We start from the raw sequence: 15929 nt of genomic DNA on the forward strand, positions 1-15929 counted from the left end.
GTGGGTCAGTCGTCCTCGAGGCGGAACCCGACCTTGAGCCCGACCTGGAAATGCTCGACCTGGCCGTCGACGACCGCACCACGGACCTGGGTGATCTCGAACCAGTCCACGTGACGCAGGGTGCGCGCGGCCCGCTCGACGCCGTTGCGGACGGCCTGGTCGATCCCCTCGGGAGAGGTCCCGACGATCTCGGTGATGCGGTAGGTGCGGTTGGACATCGGCGCTCCTGTGCTCGGTGGTGTGGGGCCCCAGAATGTCACGTCGGGTCGGGGCTGCCGTACTCGCGACGTAGGCTGGTGGACGTGGCAGCAGGAGGCAGGGCACGACGCGAGCCCGAGGCGGTTCGGATCACCACGGCCGCGACCAGCAGGCACGACGACATCGACCTTCGCCGGCGCCGCTACATGTTCTCGATGGCGGTGCGGACCCTGTGCTTCCTGGGCGCCGTGGTCGTCGGCGACAACTGGTTCCGGTGGGTGCTGGTCGCCGGCGCGTTCATCCTTCCCTACATCGCCGTGGTGGTGGCGAACACCGCGACCCAGCGCGTCGAGGGAGCCGACCTCGTCGGCCCGCAAGACACCCACCGGGAGCTGCAATGAGCGACGACCAGGGGCCGGCGATCTGCTCGGCCAAGGGCTGCCAGACGCCCGCGACGAACGAGCTGCGCTGGAACAACCCCAAGCTGCACACCCCCGACCGCCGCAAGGTGTGGCTCGCCTGCGACGACCACCGCCAGAGCCTCTCCGACTTCCTCTCCGCGCGGAAGTTCCTCCGCGAGGTCGCCCCGCACGAAGCCGGGTAGGGGGCCTCGCCAGCCGTGGCTTGGCCTCGCTCGCTCCTCACCGCGGTCTCGTGACGCGTCGCTGTGCCGTCGCGGGCTCCGGTGCAGACGACGCTCCTCGACCTCCGCCATTTTCGGAGGCTTCGCTTCGCTCAGCCTCCGATGGCGGACATCGAGCGGGTGGGCTGGAGGAAGGACTGGTCGTCGATGCCGTGGCCGGGGCGCTTGGTCATCATCGCCAGGCGCCACTGGTCGGCGATCTCGGCGTCGCTGGCGGTGCCCCGGAGCGCCTTGCGCAGGTCGGACTCCTCGCGGGCGAACAGGCAGTTGCGGACCTGGCCGTCGGCGGTGAGGCGGACGCGGTCGCAGTCGCCGCAGAACGGCCGGGTCACCGAGGCGATCACCCCGACCTTCGCGGGGCCGCCGTCGACCAGGAAGGTCTCGGCGGGCGCGCTGCCGCGGTGCTCGGGGTCGGGGGTCAGCTCGAACTCGGACTCCAGCGCGGCGAAGATCTCCTCCGCGGTCACCATCGCCTCCCTCGACCAGCCGTGCTGGGCGTCGAGGGGCATCTGCTCGATGATCCGGAGCTGGTAGTCGTGCTCGAGGCAGAAGCGGAGCAGCTCGGCGGCGTACCGGTCGTTGACCCCGCGCAACAGCACGGCGTTCACCTTGACCGGCCCGAGTCCGGCCCGCTGGGCGGCTGCGAGGCCCTCCAGCACGTCGTGGAGGCGGTCACGGCGGGTGATCTCGTGGAAGACGTCGCGGCGAACGGTGTCCAGGCTGACGTTGACGCGGTCCAGACCCGCCGCAGCGAGCGCCCCGGCGGTGCGCGAGAGGCCGAGCGCGTTGGTGGTCAGGGAGACCTCCGGCGACGGGGAGAGCGCCTTGGTACGGGCCACGATGTCGGGCAGGCCGCGGCGCAGCAGCGGCTCGCCGCCGGTGAACCGCACCTCGCGGATGCCGAGGCTCTCCACACCGATCCGGACCAGCCGGACGACCTCGTCGTCGGTCAACGTCTCCTCGGTCGGCAGCCACTCCAGCCCCTCGGCCGGCATGCAGTAGTTGCAGCGCAGGTTGCACCGGTCGGTGAGCGAGACACGCAGATCCGCGGCGACACGTCCGTAGCTGTCGACCAGTCCGAGATCACGTGTGGAATTGCTCACTGAGCCAGTCTAGGGCCACGTCAAGGGGGGTCACCGGTGACGAACTACTGTCGCGGACGTGAGATTCATGTTGAGCCGGCGATGGGGGCTGTTCGCACTGACGGTCGGGCTCCTGGCATGGGGAGCCGTGGAGCTGGGCCAGTGGCAGTTCCATCGCCTCGAGGACCGCAAGCGCGACAACGACATCGTCTCCACCAACCTGTCCGAGCCGCCGGTCCCGATCCAGGACGTGCTCTCCACGGACCGGCAGCCCGCGCCCGACCAGGAGTGGCGCCGCGTCACCGCGCACGGCACCTGGGACGACGAGAACACGATCGTGCTGAAGTACCAGACCCGCGACAAGGGCGCCGGCGTCGACGTGATCACCCCGCTGGTCACCGACAGCGGCGACGCCGTCCTGGTTGACCGTGGGTGGATGGCCACCGACAACTCCGGCGGCGCCCGCCCAGACCTCCCCGCCGCGGCCGAGGGGCAGGTCACAGTCACCGGATGGGTACGCCGGGACGCGACCGGGAACGCCACCAAGGTCGACGACATGTCGACGCGTGCGGTGTCCTCGGTCGTGATCGCCGAGGAGCTGCCCTACCCGCTCTACCAGGGCTTCCTGGACCTGGCGGCGGAGAGCCCGACTCCCCCGGACGAGCTCAAGCTGACCGAGCTGCCCGACGACACCAGCAACGGCCCGCACTTCTTCTACGGACTGCAGTGGTGGTTCTTCGGAGCGCTGGCGATCTTCGGCTTCTGCTACCTGGCCTGGGACGAGTTCCGCCAGGCCCGGACCCGGCGGGCGGACGCAGAGGCCGCGGCTGCCGCAGGCCCGGACCCGGATCCGGGCAACAAGCAGCCAGGCAACCCGAAGTCAGGCAACCAGAGGCCGGGGAGCCCGGGTTCAGAGGGCGCGGAGCATGCCGCCGTCCACGGGGAGCATCGTCCCGGTGATGAAGGATGACGCCGGGCTGAGCAGGAAGGCGGCTGCGGCCGCGAACTCCGCGGGTTCTCCGTAGCGGCCCAGCGGGATCGTGGCGATGGCCTTGGCCCGAGCGGCCTCGGCGTCCCCGGTGGAGGCGTCGAGCTCCTCGAGCCGCTCGGTGCCCACCCGGCCCGGCAGCAGGCCGTTGACCCGGATGCCCTCCGGCCCGAGCTCGTCGGCGAGGTTCTTGGCGACCATGGCCAGCCCGGGACGCAGGCCGTTGGAGATCGCGAGGTTGGGCAGCGGCGCCCGCACGGAGCTCGACAGCACGAACGCGATCGACCCCGGCCCCTCGATGGCGGAGGCGACCGCACGGGCGACCCGGAGCCCGCCCAGGAACACCGACTCGAAGCTCGCCGTCCAGGCCTCGTCGGGGGTGTCCATCACGGTGCCGGTCGGCGGGCCACCGACCGAGACCAGAGCTCCGTCCAGGCGGCCCCAGGTGGACAGGGCGGCGTCGACCAGGCGCTGTGCGGCCCCGGGGTCGGCGTTGTCGGCGACCACGGTGACCACGTTCTCACCCAGCTCGGCGGCCGCGGCGGAGAGGGACTCCTCGCTGCGGCCCGAGATCACCACGCGAGCGCCCTCGGCTACGAGGAGGTCGACGGTGGCCCGGCCGAGGCCGCGGCTCCCGCCGGTGACGAGGTAGACGTGCTGGGAGAGTCCGAGGTCCATGGCGACAACCTAGCCAACCCGCTCGGGACGGGTCACCCCGTCCACTCCTCCCGCCCCGGTCGCGCGCCGGCTCCCCTCGACGTCGACGGTGGCGTCCTCGATGAACTGGGTCCGGTAGAGGTCGGCGTACAGACCCCCCTCGGCGAGCAGCTCGGTGTGGGTGCCGCGCTGGACGATGCGTCCGTCGTCGATCACCAGGATCATGTCGGCATTGCGGACCGTGGAGAGGCGGTGCGCGATCACCAGGGACGTGCGCCCCTCGAGCGCCTCGTCCAGTGCCCGCTGCACGGCGTACTCCGACTCGGAGTCGAGGTGGGCAGTCGCCTCGTCGAGCACCACGATGTCGGGCGCCTTCAGCAGCAACCGGGCGATCGCCAGGCGCTGCCGCTCGCCGCCAGAGAGGCGGTAGCCGCGGTCGCCGACCACGGTGTCGAGGCCGTCGGGCAGCGAGCGCACCAGCGCTGCGACCCGCGCCGACTCCAGGGCGGCCCAGATCTGCTCCTCGGTGGCACCGGGAGCGGCGTACAGGAGGTTCTCCCCGATGGTGTCGTGGAACATGTGCGCGTCCTGGGTCACGTAGCCCACCGCGTCCTCCAGGGACTGCAGGGTGACCTCGCGGACGTCCTCGCCGCCCACCCGTACCGCTCCCCCGGAGACGTCGTAGAGCCGGGCGACCAGGTGGGTGATCGTGGTCTTCCCCGCGCCGGACGGCCCGACCAGTGCGACCATCTGCCCGGGTTCGGCGGTGAAGGTGACGTCGTGCAGCACCTCGGTGTTGTCGCGTCCCTCCGCCCGCGACACCGTCTCCAGGGACGCCAGCGACACCTCGTCGCCGCGCGGGTAGGTGAAATCGACGTGGTCGAACTCGACCCGAGCCGCACCAGGGGTGAGCGGCTTGGCGTCGGGCTTCTCCACCACGGTCGAGGGCAGGTCGAGCACCTCGAAGACGCGGTCGAAGCTGACCAGGGCGGTCATCACGTCGACGCGCACGTTGGAGAGCCCCTGCATCGGGCCGAGCAGGCGCAGCAGCAAGGTGGCGAGAGCGGTCAGCGTCCCGATGGTGAGCGCGCCGTTGACGGCGAGCGTGCCGCCGATGCCGTAGACCAGCGCGATGGCCAGTGCCGGGATCAGCGTCATGATCGCCATGAAGATCCGGGTGATCAGGGAGATCCGGACCCCCAGGTCGCGCACCACGCCTGCCTTCTCGGCGTACTTCGCGTCCTCCTCGTCACGGCGGCCGAACAGCTTGAGCAGCAGGGCTCCGCCCACGTGGAAGCGTTCGGTCATCATGTTGCCCAGGTCGGCGTTGCCGTCCATCTGCTGGCGGGTGAGCCCGCTGATCTGGCGCCCGACCCAGCGGGAGGCGAGCAGCAGCAGCGGGAACAGCGCCAGGCAGGCCAAGGTGACCTGCCAGCTCAGGAAGAACATGGTGATCCCGACGACCACCACGCTGATCGAGTTGGACACGGTGCTGGACAGGGTCGAGGTGAAGGCCCGCTGGGCGCCGATGACGTCGTTGTTCAGCCGTGAGACCAGGGCGCCGGTCTGGGTGCGCGTGAAGAACGCCAGGGACAGTCGCTGCACGTGGGCGAAGACCTGCGTGCGCAGGTCGAAGATCAGGCTCTCGCCGATGCGGGAGGACAGGAAGCCGGACCCGACCCCGAGGATCGCCGTCACGATCGAGACCACCCCCATCGCCAGGGCCAGCCAGAGAACGACGCTGGCGTCCTTGGCGAGGACACCGTCGTCGAGCAGATGCTTGATCAGCAGCGGGTTCACGACCACGAGGCCGGCGTCGAGCACCACGAAGAACAGGAAGCCCGCGATCAGCTTCTTGTGGGGTACGGCGAACCCGACCACCCGTCGTACGGTGTCGCGGGTCAGCTTCTGCTCGACGACCGAGGGGTCGCGCCGCATCGATCGCATCAGCATTCCGGGATGCATGGAGCTCATCTGCGCTCCCTCCTTCTCAGTCGGCGGGTGGGAGCCCGGCCGACTCTCCTGAGCGTCTCAGGCTCCGCTGACAAGCTCGCGGAACCTGCGAAGCTGTGCTTCACGCTCCGCGCGACGTTGCTCCTCCAGGTCCCGCTCGCCGGCGCCGATCAGCAGCGCCTTCGTCTCCCGGACTGCTCCGGTGTTCGTGGCGAGCAGGGCCCCGACCAGGTCCGACGTGGTCGCGTCGAGCTCGGTCCGTGGCACGACCGCGGTGGCGAGCCCCAGGTGCTGGGCCTCCCCTGCCTCGACGTACCGCGCGGTGGCGCAGATCTCCAGCGCCCGCGAGTAGCCAACAAGGTCCACCAGCGGTTTTGTTCCCGCGAGGTCGGGGACCAGGCCCAGCGCGGGCTCCTTCATGCAGAGCTTCACGTCGTCGGCCACCACCCGCAGGTCGCAGGCCAGCGCCAGCTGGAAGCCCGCACCGATCGCGTAGCCGTGCACCGCGGCCACCGAGACGATCCGGGGGTCCGAGAGCCAGACGAAGCCGCGCTGGTAGCCCTCGATGGCGTCCAGCACGTCCTGGTCGCTGCGCTGCATCAGCTCGAAGACCGAGTCCTCGCCCTCGACGCCCTCGGGGCCGAACAGGCGGGTGTCGATGCCGGCGGAGAAGCAGTCGCCCTCGCCGCGTACGACGACCACGCGGACGTCCTCGGGCAGGTCCTCCCCGATCGCGGCGAGCGCGTGCCACATCCGCGGGGTCTGGCTGTTGCGCCGCTCCGGCTTGTCGAGCGTGATCGTCAGGGTCGCTCCGCTGGTCTCGACGCGGAGGCCGGCGGCCCGGAGGTCTGCCTCAGAAGGAAGTGCCATGTGGCGCACTCTAGGTCAGGACCCGGCGGTCACAGGCCCGGGTCAGGCCAGGGTCACGAGGTCCGCGTAGTCGGGGGTCCAGAGGTCCTCGACGCCGTCGGGGAGGATCAGCACCCGGTCGGGCTCCAGCGCGTGTACGGCGCCCTCGTCGTGGGTCACCAGCACGATCGCGCCGGCGTACTCGCGGATCGCGGCGAGCACCTCCTCGCGGGAGGCCGGGTCCAGGTTGTTCGTGGGCTCGTCGAGCAGCAGCACGTTGGCGCTGGAGACCACCAGGATCGCCAGTGCGAGCCTGGTCTTCTCCCCGCCGGAGAGCACCGCGGCCGACTTGTTGGCGTCGTCGCCGGAGAACAGGAACGAGCCCAGCACCGAACGCGCCTCGGCGTCCTGGAGCTGCGGGGCGGACGCGTGCAGGTTCTGCAGCACGGTGCGCGAGGTGTCCAGGGTCTCGTGCTCCTGGGCGTAGTAGCCGATCTTGAGCCCGTGCCCGGGCACGACCCGGCCCGTGTCCGGCTCGTCCACGCCGGCCAGGATCCGCAGCAGCGTGGTCTTGCCGGCGCCGTTGAGCCCGAGGATCACGACGCGGCTGCCCTTGTCGATGGCCAGGTCCACGTCGGTGAACACCTCCAGCGACCCGTAGGACTTGGAGAGCTCGGTCGCGGTCAGCGGGGTCTTCCCGCACGCGGCAGGCGCCGGGAACTTGATCCGGGCGACCTTGTCGGCCTTGCGCTCCCCCTCGATGCCGGCCATCAGCTTCTCGGCGCGCTTGAGCATCGACTGCGCCGCCTGGGCCTTGGTGGCCTTGGCGCGCATCTTGTTGGCCTGGTCGGTCAGCGTCTTGGCCTTGGTCTCGGCGTTGATGCGCTCGCGCTTGCGGCGCTTCTCGTCGGTCTCCCGTTGGGCCAGGTAGGCCTTCCAGCCGATGTTGTAGATGTCGACCACCGCGCGGTTGGCGTCGAGGTGCAGCACCCGGTTCACGCACGCCTCGAGCAGGCCCACGTCGTGGGAGATCACCACGAGGCCGCCCTTGTGGTTGCGCAGGAACTCGCGCAGCCACCCGATGGAGTCGGCGTCGAGGTGGTTGGTGGGCTCGTCGAGCAGCAGGGTCTCGGCCCCGGAGAACAGGATCCGGGCCAGCTCGACCCGGCGGCGCTGTCCACCGGAGAGGGTGCCCAGGGGCTGACCCATCAACCGGTCGGCGATGCCGATCGAGGAGGCGATCTGGGCTGCCTCCGCCTCGGCGGAGTACCCGCCCGCGGCGTGCAGGGCTGCCTCGGCCTTCTCGTAACGGCGCATCCCCCGGTCGCGGACGTTCGGGTCGTCGCTGCCCATCTCGGCCTCGGCCTCCCGCAGGCGGCGTACGACGGTGTCGAGCCCGCGTGCGGACAGGATCCGGTCCCGGGAGAGCACCTCGGGATCCCCGATGCGCGGGTCCTGGGGCAGGTACCCGATGTCGCCGGAGGTGGTGACCGTGCCGCCGGCCGGAGCAGCCTCACCGGCGAGGATCTTGGTCAGCGTGGTCTTGCCGGCGCCGTTGCGGCCCACGAGGCCGATCCGGTCCCCCGCAGCGATCCGGAAGGAGACGTCATCCATCAGGAGGCGGGCACCGGCACGGACCTCGAGCTTTGAAACAGTGATCAAGACAGACTTTCGAAAGAGTGTGGCGGCGCCGCCTCGCGATGGGCATGGCCGATGGGGGCGCGTCAGGGCACCCGGTGACTAGTCTACGAGCCCGGTACTGGTGAAAGGGACACGCATGCGCTTCAACCCCAGGGCCAGGATCGACCGGAGCCAGATCCAGACCCGCGGCGGCGGTGGCGCGGGCCGTGGCGGGATGCGGTTGCCGCTCCCCGGCGGGGGCGGTGGTGGCGGCAGGATCGGCCTGGGCACGGTCGTGGTGGTGATCCTGTTCGTGGTCGTCAGCCAGTTCGCGGGTGTCGACCTCCTCGGCGGGAGCTCCGGCGACGGGGAGACCACCAGCGCCGAGGAGTGCCGCACCGGCGCGGACGCCAACGCCTCGGACGCCTGCGCGATCGACCTGTTCACCAACTCGGTCCAGGACTTCTGGAAGAAGACCTACCCCGAGCAGGTCGGCGGCGAGTACGACGTCGTCCAGACCGTGCGGTTCGAGGGGTCCACCAGCTCCGGCTGCGGCCAGGCGAGCTCGCAGATGGGGCCGTTCTACTGCCCCAACGACAGCCTGGTCTACCTCGACGACAGCTTCTTCGACGACATGCTCGAGGGCGAGCTGGGCGCTCGGGGAGGCCCGTTCGCGATCGGCTACGTGATCGCCCACGAGTACGGCCACCACGTCGAGGACCAGCTCGGGTTCCTGGGCAGGATCCGCACCCAGAAGGGGCCGAGGAGCGACGCGGTCCGGGTCGAACTGATGGCCGACTGCCTCGCCGGCATGTGGGCCGCGGGTGCCCAGGAGACCGAGGACAGCTCGGGGCAGCCGATCATCTCCGACCTCACCCCGGAGGACATCCGGCTCGCGATCGACGCCGCGGAGGCCGTGGGCGACGACAGGATCCAGCAGCGGTCCTCCGGCCGGGTGGACACCGACTCGTTCACGCACGGCTCCGCCGAGCAGCGCGTGAAGTGGTTCAACCGCGGGATGGAGAAGGGCACGATCAAGGCCTGCGACACCTTCGCGACCGACAAGTTGTGATGCTCAAGCCCCTTGCTGCGTGGGGTAGGTCACTGCTCTGGTAGACATGTCCGCAATCCTGACCAGTCGCCCCGGAGGTCGTCCCGTGTCCAGCTCTGCGATGTCTGCCCCACTGCACCAGCAGCGTCCGCTCGTCCTCGCCGACCTCGTGCCCGGCGCCCGGGTGCGCGACGTGCTCCTCGTCGTCGGGGGTGCGGCGCTGACCGGGCTCGCGGCCCAGGTCGTCATCCCGGTGGCCGGCTCCCCGGTCCCCGTGACCGGCGGCACCTTCGCAGTGCTCGCGGTGGGCGCTGCCCTCGGCTGGCAGCGTGGCGCGGCCTCCCTCGCGCTCTACCTCGTCGCCGGCATGGCCGGGATGCCGTGGTTCGCGGCGGCCGGCTCGGGCTTCGGCTTCCCGGCGTTCGGCTACATCGTCGGCTACGTGTTCGCGGCGGCGATGGTCGGCGCGCTCGCCAGCCGTGGCGGTGACCGCTCGGTCGCGAAGACCATCGTCACGATGCTGCTCGGCAACGCGGTGATCTACGCCTTCGGCCTCGGCTACCTGATGTACGACCTCGACCTGAGCATCGTCGGCGCCTGGGACATCGGGATGAAGAACTACCTGCTCGGCGACGGCCTCAAGATCCTGCTGGCCGCCGGCTGCCTGCCCGCCGTCTGGCGCGGCGTGGACGCGTTCAGGAAGGGCTGAGCCCCGACGGGCGCAGCGTCGTCCGCATCAGGTAGTCCTTGGCCGGGCCGGTGACGTCCCAGGCCACGGTCCACTGCTCCGGCGTACCGGCCACGACCCCGCGGTAGGTGTCGGCCCCGCACGGGTGGGTGACCTGCTCCCCCGGCGACCAGGGGTGGAACTCGCGCTCGTCGTCGAACCTGACCCACCAGCCCGCGGTCTCGGGGTCCCGCACCACCCAGAGGTGGCGGTGCACCTCGACGTCGCCGCCGGGCTGGTGCCAGTGGCCGCGCTCCACCCAGCGGACGCGGTCCGGGGACACGGCGGTGAGCGTGAGCACCCCGTCGATGCTGCTCTCCTGGCCCGACAGGCGGTCGTCGATGACCCGGGAGAGCTGCCAGGTGCCGGTGAGGCTGAGCGGGTCGCTGAGCACGTCGGAGCCGGTCGCCATGATTGAAGACTAGGCGGTCGAGGACGAGGCGCCGGCGTCCCGGAGCAGCCGGACGATCTCGGGCTCCACCGTGGCCTTGGTGACGCCGAGCCCGCCCAGGGGTCCACCGTCGCCCTCCTGCTCCAGCAGGGCCAACAGCACGTGCTCGGTGCCCACCGCGTCCTGCCCCAGGCGCAGCGCCTCCCGGAACGTCAGCTCCAGCACCTTGCGCGAGGCCGCGTCGTAGGGGACCAGGCTCGGCGGGTCCTCCGCCGCCGCCGGGAGGGTGACGGCCCCGCGAACCGCGGCGGGTGCGGTCCCCAGCGCCTCGAGGGCCCGGCAGGCCAGGCTCTCCGGCTCCGAGAGCAGGCCGAGCAGCAGGTGCCCCGGAGTGATCTCGGCGCTGGCTGCCGCCACGGCCTCGTTGTGCGCGGCCATCACGGCGTTGCGGGCACGCGGGGTGAACCGGTTGAACCCCTGCTCGGCGTCGAGGTCGTTCTGCTCCTTGGGCACGAACCGCTTCTGCACGGCTTGCTTCGTCACCCCCATGCTCCTGCCGATCTCGGCCCACGAGGCGCCCGCGCGGCGGGCCTGGTCCACGAAGTGCCCGATCAGGTGGTCGGCGACGTCGTCGAGGTACTCCCCTGCCTCCACGGCGCCCGAGAGCTGCGCGAGCGGGTCCTCGCTGGTCTGCTTGATGGCGACGATCAGGTCGTCTAGCCGGATCGGTCGCATCGGGCGGGTGGGCTGGGCCATGGCGTCAACCCTAGGTTGACGATCTAGGTGCGTCAACCCTGCGTTGACGCTTTCTGGTGGTGGGTACGTTCTCGTCAGGGCCGCGACTGGCCCGTTTCAGCGCGACCGCCGAGCACAGGAGCACCATGGACACCGCCGCCAGGTTGATCACCACCCGCCTCCCGCGGGACCCCGAGGGGCTCGTCCTGGTGCTGCACGGAGGTGCGTCGCGGCGCGAGACCACCGCGGTCAGCCCCACCCAGCTCTCGGTGGTCCGGATGATCCCGATCGCGCACCGGATCGCGCGGGCCGGACGCGGCCGCCTGGCCGTCGTACGCCTGCTGAACTCCGTGCGTGGCTGGGACACCGGGCACACGCCGGTGGAGGACGTGCGGTGGGCTCTGGCGGAGCTGACCGAGCGCCACGGGGGTCCACTCCCGACCTGCCTGGTCGGGCACTCCCTCGGCGGGCGTGCCGCGCTGCTGTCCGGTGACCAGCCCGGGGTGACCAGCGTCGCCGCCCTGAACCCGTGGGTGCAGGTCAGCGACCAGGTCGACCTGGACGGGCGACCCACCCTGTTCGTGCACGGCACCCGGGACCGGGTCGCGGACCCGCGTCGCGCCGAGGTGCTCGCCGAGCGGCTGGCCCGTACGGCGCCGGTGGGCTTCCTGCGGGTCAGCGGAGGCAAGCACGCGATGCTGGGTCACCGGGACGTCTTCGAGAAGGCGGCCGCCGACTTCGCCACCGCCACCCTGCTCGGCGCCGAGGTCGACGGCCCAGTCGCCACACTGCTGTCGGGCGAGCGCAGCGTCACCGTGTGAGAGCACCTGCGTGAGGCCGGCCGGTCACAACAGCTGCTCGATCTGGGCCCCTTGCCGCTGCAGGGCCCGCAGGTGCGGGGCCACGGCCGGGTGCCGGAACTTCGCGGCCAGGGCACCCTCCCCCGGGGCCGCACGGGCCAGGGCCCACTCGGCGCGGCTCAGCACGGTGTAGACGGCCGTGACCTGGGCGGCCATCCTGATCGCCGTCCGGTCGGCGCCGGGGCCGACTCCCTCGAGGAACGCCTCGAGCAGCACGTCGAACTCCTCCCGGGTGGACAGGGAGTAGTAGCCGAGGTCCGAGCCGATCGGCCCCACCCCGAAGCACTGCCAGTCGACGGCCACCACTTCCTCACCCCGGCGGGTGAGGAAGTTGCCCGGTACGGCGTCACCGTGGAGCCTGCCCGCGGGGCCCTGCGCGCAGCGCGCCAGCCAGTGGCCTCGGCGTCTCCACAGCACGTCGGCGACGTCCGCCAGGGTGGTCCTGGCCAGGGTGGGCCAGCCGCCGCGCGCCTCGGCCATCAGCAACCGGTCCGCCAGCAGGCCGCGCGAGGCCCAGGCGGGCACCGCGGTCTCGGCGGCGGCGAACCGGCCCAGGGCCCGGGCCACGAACAGCCCCGGAGGGGGCTCCCCGACCTCCTCGAGGGTGCGCACGGTCACCCCGTCCTCGTCCTCCTCCACCGGCCCGAACTCCGGTGCCACCAGCCCGGGTCCGTCCACGAACTCCGGGGCCAGGGCGACCTCGGCCTCGCGCCGCCAGTAGCCGGCCCGGGTCGGCTGGGTCAGCGCCGGGTCACGGTCGTGGGGCGCACCGAGCCGCTTCACCACCCACCGGTGTCCGTCCGCCTCGGCGAGCCACAGGCCCACGGTCGACGGGCCGCCCGCCCCAGGGAGGCGGCGCCACGACGGGTCCGGCTCCCACATGCTGGTCATCTTGACAGAACGCGGGTCTCACCGGCGGTTATGCATGCTGCGGCGCGGGGTACGACCTCGGCACTGCCCGCCCCAGGGGATCGAGGACGCGCCATGACCGAACCCGCACAGCTGCAGAAGGGCCTCAAGCAGCGGCACCTGACGATGATCGCCATCGGCGGCGTGATCGGGGCCGGCCTGTTCGTGGGCTCCGGGGTCGTGATGAACGAGGCGGGCCCCGCGGCGTTCATCACCTACGCCATCACCGGGGTGCTGATCATCCTGGTGATGCGGATGCTCGGGGAGATGGCCACCGCGAACCCCTCCACGGGATCCTTCGCCGACTATTCGCGCCGAGCGCTGGGCGGCTGGGCGGGCTTCTCGGTCGCCTGGCTCTACTGGTACTTCTGGGTGATCGTCGTCGGCTTCGAGGCGGTCGCCGGCGGGAAGATCATCCAGGAGTGGGTCGACACCCCGCTGTGGGTGCCGGCGCTGGTCCTGATGGTGCTGATGACCGCGACGAACCTGTTCTCGGTGGGGTCCTACGGCGAGTTCGAGTACTGGTTCGCCGGCATCAAGGTGGTCGCGATCATCCTGTTCCTGGTCATCGGCGCGGCGTTCGTCCTCGGGCTCTGGCCCGACCGCAGCGTCGACTTCGGCAACCTCACCGACCAGGGCGGCTTCCTGCCCAACGGGGTGGGTGCGGTGTTCTCCAGCGTCGTGGTGGTGGTGTTCTCGATGGTCGGCGCCGAGATCGCCACCGTGGCGGCCGCGGAGTCGCGCGACCCGGAGAAGGCGATCGCCAAGGCCACCAACTCGGTGATCGTCCGCGTCGGCACCTTCTACGTCGGCTCCATCTTCCTGCTGGTGTGCATCGTCCCCTGGAACGACAGCGAGCTGGGAGCCTCGCCGTACGTCGCAGCGTTCCGGCAGATGGGGATCCCGTACGCCGACCACATCATGAACGCGATCGTGCTGACCGCCGTGCTGTCCTGCCTGAACTCGGGGCTGTACACCGCCTCGCGGATGCTGTTCGTCCTCGCCGCCCGCCGCGAGGCCCCGATGCAGCTGATCACCGTGAACAGGCGCGGTGTGCCGGTCTGGGCGATCCTCGCCTCCACCGTGGTGGGGTTCCTCAGCGTGATCGCCGCCTACGTGGCCGAGGACACCGTGTTCAAGTTCCTGCTGAACTCCTCGGGCGCGGTGATCCTGTTCGTCTACCTCCTGATCGCCGTCTCGCAGTTCGTGCTGCGCCGGCGTACGCCCAAGGAGGACCTGAAGGTAAAGATGTGGCTGTTCCCCTGGCTGACGATCGCTGCGGCGCTCGGCATCCTCGCGGTCCTGGCGCAGATGGCCTTCAAGAGCGACACCCGGTCCCAGCTGCTGCTCAGCCTGCTGTCGTGGGTCGTGGTGCTGGTCCTGTACGGCGTCACCCGCTGGCGTGGCGGCTCCGTGTCACCCGACGAGCTCGAGGAGGACGCCGGGCCCGACCCGCAGCCGGCCCAGCGCGTCCTGCTGCTCGCGAACCAGACGCTGGCCGAGAGCCAGCTGCACGACGCGCTCGAGCGCATCGTGGGCAGCCAGGACGCCAGCTACTTCGTCGTGGTCCCTGCCAACCCGGTCGACACGGGACAGGCCGAGCTCGAGGGGGCGGCCTTCGTGTGGCAGGCGACCACCGAGGCCGCGCAGCGGCGGCTCGACCAGACGATGGAGGCCCTCCGCGACCGCGGCCTGAGCGTGGAGGGGGAGCTCGGTGACCACCGGCCGCTCGTCGCGCTGGACAAGGCGGTCCGTGAGTTCGACCCGGACCACGTGGTGATCGCCACCCACCCCGAGGACCGGTCGACCTGGTGGCGTCAGGGAGTCGTCTCCCAGGCGCGCAGGCGCCACGACGTCACCATCCAGCACGTGGTGGTGCAGGGCGTGCTCACCGGGTAGTCAGGCGTTGTGCACGACCAGGCGCACCGAGGAGGCGTCCGCGACCGCCTGCTCGAGCACCGACCTCCGGGGATCGGGCACCGCGAGGAACGGCGGCACGACGACGAGCCGGGTGAGCCGGCGGTCGCCGAGCACCGCTTCCACGGCGGAGTGGTCGCCTCCGGTGACGACGAGATCGACGCCGGCCAGGATCCTGGCCGCGTGCTCGGCGGCCGCCTCGTACGCCGCTCGCGCCTGGTTGTCCCGGCGCCTGGCGAACCGCTGCTGGCTCTGCCCGCCCGCCTTGGTCCGGCCCTGGACGTGTCGCTGGCCGACCTTCGACTCCTCGGTGCGCTCCCCCGCCAGCCGCGCGACGGCGAAGCCGCCCTTGCGGACGAGCAGCACGCCCCACAGCGGGGGCGGTGCACAAGCCGCGACGAGCGAGGCCGGGTCTGCCGGGCCGGCGTACGGCCGGCCGAAGGGTGGATGTGCGGCGAACCGGGAGCCGTCCTCGGCCAGTCCGGTGAGCCGCCCGTCAGCCACCGAGAGGTCTGTCTGCCCGTGACGGGTGCCGAAGTTGGCCACCCACCGCTCCAGCCGGGCCGGCGGGACCAGGACGTCCTGACCGGTCATCGGGTGGGCAGGTGCCGGCCCAGGAAGTCGACGGTGCGGTCCCAGGCCAGCGCCGAGGACTCGGCGTCATAGAGGAAGAAGTCGTCGTTGTCGAAGGCGTGGTCGCCGGACTCGTAGGTCTCGAAGGTGACCTGATCCAGCGGGGACAGCAGGTCGCGGAGCTGTTCGACCGTCGGGCGGGTCAGGAAGCGGTCCTGGAGCCCGAAGTGGTGCAGCGAGCGCGCCCGCACCTGGGTGGGGTCGAGGACGGGCATGCCCGGCGCCGCCGGGGCGAGGCCGAGCAGCTGGGGCAGCGCGGAGCCGTAGTAGCTGACCAGGACCTCCGGCGAGCGCTCGGCAGCGACGTTGAACCCGAGCCCTCCGCCGAAGCAGAAGCCGACGATGCCCGCTCCCCCGGTGGCCTCGGGCCGCTCCTCGAGCACGTCGAAGGCGAGCGCGGCGTCCTGCACCGCCGTGGGCCAGTCGGTGCGCTGGAGCAGCGCCGAGGCCTCGTCGAGCGCGGTCGGCCCGTCCTGGACGCTGGAGACCCCGAGCCGCCAGAAGATCTCCGGGGCGAGGACGACGTACCCGAGCTCGGCGAGGTCCGCGGCGCGGCGCTCGATGTAGGGGCTGATCCCGAAGATCTCCTGCAGCAGCAGGAGGCCAGGGCCGGTTCCCGAGGCAGGACGCCACAGATGGGCGGGCATCGCCCCGTCGGCTGTCTCCACCGTGATGACGTCGTGATCCATCCTCGGAACCTACGCCACGGGCGGTGC

General features: G+C 71.2%; 18 protein-coding genes. 7 read left to right on the top strand and 11 right to left on the bottom strand.

Annotation, left to right across the window (positions count from 1 at the left end):
• Positions 1-5: 5 nt before the first annotated feature.
• Entirely contained in the window at positions 6-218 is a 213-nt protein-coding gene (locus AC4BGB_RS01575) for a dodecin (RefSeq protein ID WP_490544211.1), read from the bottom strand.
• A gap of 84 nt (positions 219-302) precedes the next feature.
• Between AC4BGB_RS01575 and AC4BGB_RS01580 the strand changes: the two genes are divergently transcribed.
• Together AC4BGB_RS01580 and AC4BGB_RS01585 are read left to right on the top strand one after the other, a co-directional pair.
• Positions 303-599, top strand: a complete 297-nt coding sequence (locus tag AC4BGB_RS01580) for a DUF3099 domain-containing protein (RefSeq protein WP_490544212.1) — start codon at positions 303-305, stop codon at positions 597-599.
• Positions 596-802 carry an acetone carboxylase gene (locus AC4BGB_RS01585; protein ID WP_490544213.1) on the top strand — a complete coding sequence of 69 codons (207 nt, stop codon included), beginning with the start codon at positions 596-598 and terminating at the stop codon, positions 800-802. Before AC4BGB_RS01580 ends, AC4BGB_RS01585 begins: the two co-directional genes overlap by 4 nt.
• A gap of 131 nt (positions 803-933) precedes the next feature.
• Here the strand turns inward: AC4BGB_RS01585 and moaA are convergent, their stop codons facing one another.
• Complete coding sequence (gene moaA, locus AC4BGB_RS01590; protein ID WP_490544214.1) at positions 934-1944, bottom strand: GTP 3',8-cyclase MoaA; 1011 nt, start codon at positions 1942-1944, stop codon at positions 934-936.
• Between the two features lie 67 nt (positions 1945-2011).
• Between moaA and AC4BGB_RS01595 the strand changes: the two genes are divergently transcribed.
• Positions 2012-2893, top strand: a complete 882-nt coding sequence (locus AC4BGB_RS01595; protein ID WP_490546768.1) for an SURF1 family cytochrome oxidase biogenesis protein — start codon at positions 2012-2014, stop codon at positions 2891-2893.
• Here the strand turns inward: AC4BGB_RS01595 and AC4BGB_RS01600 are convergent.
• From AC4BGB_RS01600 to AC4BGB_RS01615, 4 genes are read right to left on the bottom strand one after another with little or no spacing between them, the layout of a single operon-like run.
• Complete coding sequence (locus AC4BGB_RS01600; RefSeq protein ID WP_490544215.1) at positions 2834-3589, bottom strand: SDR family oxidoreductase; 756 nt, start codon at positions 3587-3589, stop codon at positions 2834-2836. The two genes, AC4BGB_RS01595 and AC4BGB_RS01600, sit on opposite strands and share 60 nt — an antisense overlap.
• A 9-nt stretch (positions 3590-3598) precedes the next feature.
• Positions 3599-5542 carry an ABC transporter ATP-binding protein gene (locus tag AC4BGB_RS01605; protein WP_490544216.1) on the bottom strand — a complete coding sequence of 648 codons (1944 nt, stop codon included), beginning with the start codon at positions 5540-5542 and terminating at the stop codon, positions 3599-3601.
• A gap of 57 nt (positions 5543-5599) precedes the next feature.
• Complete coding sequence (locus AC4BGB_RS01610; RefSeq protein WP_490544217.1) at positions 5600-6391, bottom strand: enoyl-CoA hydratase/isomerase family protein; 792 nt, start codon at positions 6389-6391, stop codon at positions 5600-5602.
• Positions 6392-6433: 42 nt separating this feature from the next.
• A complete protein-coding gene (locus AC4BGB_RS01615) occupies positions 6434-8032 on the bottom strand; it encodes an ABC-F family ATP-binding cassette domain-containing protein (RefSeq protein WP_490544218.1) in 1599 nt (532 codons plus the stop codon).
• A gap of 115 nt (positions 8033-8147) precedes the next feature.
• Between AC4BGB_RS01615 and ypfJ the strand changes: the two genes are divergently transcribed.
• Both ypfJ and AC4BGB_RS01625 read left to right on the top strand, forming a co-directional pair.
• Entirely contained in the window at positions 8148-9062 is a 915-nt protein-coding gene (gene ypfJ / locus AC4BGB_RS01620; RefSeq protein WP_490544219.1) for a KPN_02809 family neutral zinc metallopeptidase, read from the top strand.
• A 100-nt stretch (positions 9063-9162) separates the two neighbouring features.
• Positions 9163-9750: a biotin transporter BioY gene (locus AC4BGB_RS01625; protein WP_490544220.1), complete on the top strand. Its 588-nt coding sequence runs from the start codon at positions 9163-9165 to the stop codon at positions 9748-9750.
• On the opposite strand, the gene AC4BGB_RS01630 is transcribed toward AC4BGB_RS01625, so the two are convergent.
• Positions 9737-10180: a DUF6314 family protein gene (locus tag AC4BGB_RS01630; protein ID WP_490544221.1), complete on the bottom strand. Its 444-nt coding sequence runs from the start codon at positions 10178-10180 to the stop codon at positions 9737-9739. The two genes, AC4BGB_RS01625 and AC4BGB_RS01630, sit on opposite strands and share 14 nt — an antisense overlap.
• A 9-nt stretch (positions 10181-10189) precedes the next feature.
• Entirely contained in the window at positions 10190-10915 is a 726-nt protein-coding gene (locus tag AC4BGB_RS01635; protein ID WP_490544222.1) for a Clp protease N-terminal domain-containing protein, read from the bottom strand.
• A 125-nt stretch (positions 10916-11040) separates the two neighbouring features.
• Here AC4BGB_RS01635 and AC4BGB_RS01640 point away from each other — a divergent pair, with 125 nt between their 5' ends.
• Complete coding sequence (locus AC4BGB_RS01640; RefSeq protein WP_490544223.1) at positions 11041-11715, top strand: alpha/beta hydrolase; 675 nt, start codon at positions 11041-11043, stop codon at positions 11713-11715.
• A 24-nt stretch (positions 11716-11739) separates the two neighbouring features.
• Here the strand turns inward: AC4BGB_RS01640 and AC4BGB_RS01645 are convergent, their stop codons facing one another.
• Positions 11740-12645: a phosphotransferase gene (locus AC4BGB_RS01645; protein WP_490544224.1), complete on the bottom strand. Its 906-nt coding sequence runs from the start codon at positions 12643-12645 to the stop codon at positions 11740-11742.
• A gap of 93 nt (positions 12646-12738) precedes the next feature.
• Here AC4BGB_RS01645 and AC4BGB_RS01650 point away from each other — a divergent pair, with 93 nt between their 5' ends.
• The gene (locus AC4BGB_RS01650) at positions 12739-14562 is read left to right on the top strand and encodes an amino acid permease (protein WP_490544225.1); all 1824 of its coding nucleotides are present in this window, start codon (positions 12739-12741) and stop codon (positions 14560-14562) included.
• Here AC4BGB_RS01650 and AC4BGB_RS01655 read toward each other — a convergent pair whose 3' ends face one another.
• Together AC4BGB_RS01655 and AC4BGB_RS01660 are read right to left on the bottom strand one after the other, a co-directional pair.
• Positions 14563-15174: an acVLRF1 family peptidyl-tRNA hydrolase gene (locus tag AC4BGB_RS01655; protein WP_490544226.1), complete on the bottom strand. Its 612-nt coding sequence runs from the start codon at positions 15172-15174 to the stop codon at positions 14563-14565.
• A complete protein-coding gene (locus tag AC4BGB_RS01660; protein WP_490544227.1) occupies positions 15171-15902 on the bottom strand; it encodes a dienelactone hydrolase family protein in 732 nt (243 codons plus the stop codon). The genes AC4BGB_RS01655 and AC4BGB_RS01660 overlap by 4 nt, the downstream gene beginning before the upstream one ends.
• Positions 15903-15929 lie beyond the last annotated feature (27 nt).

The sequence above is a fragment of the Nocardioides sp. Z30_9 genome (assembly GCF_058215735.1).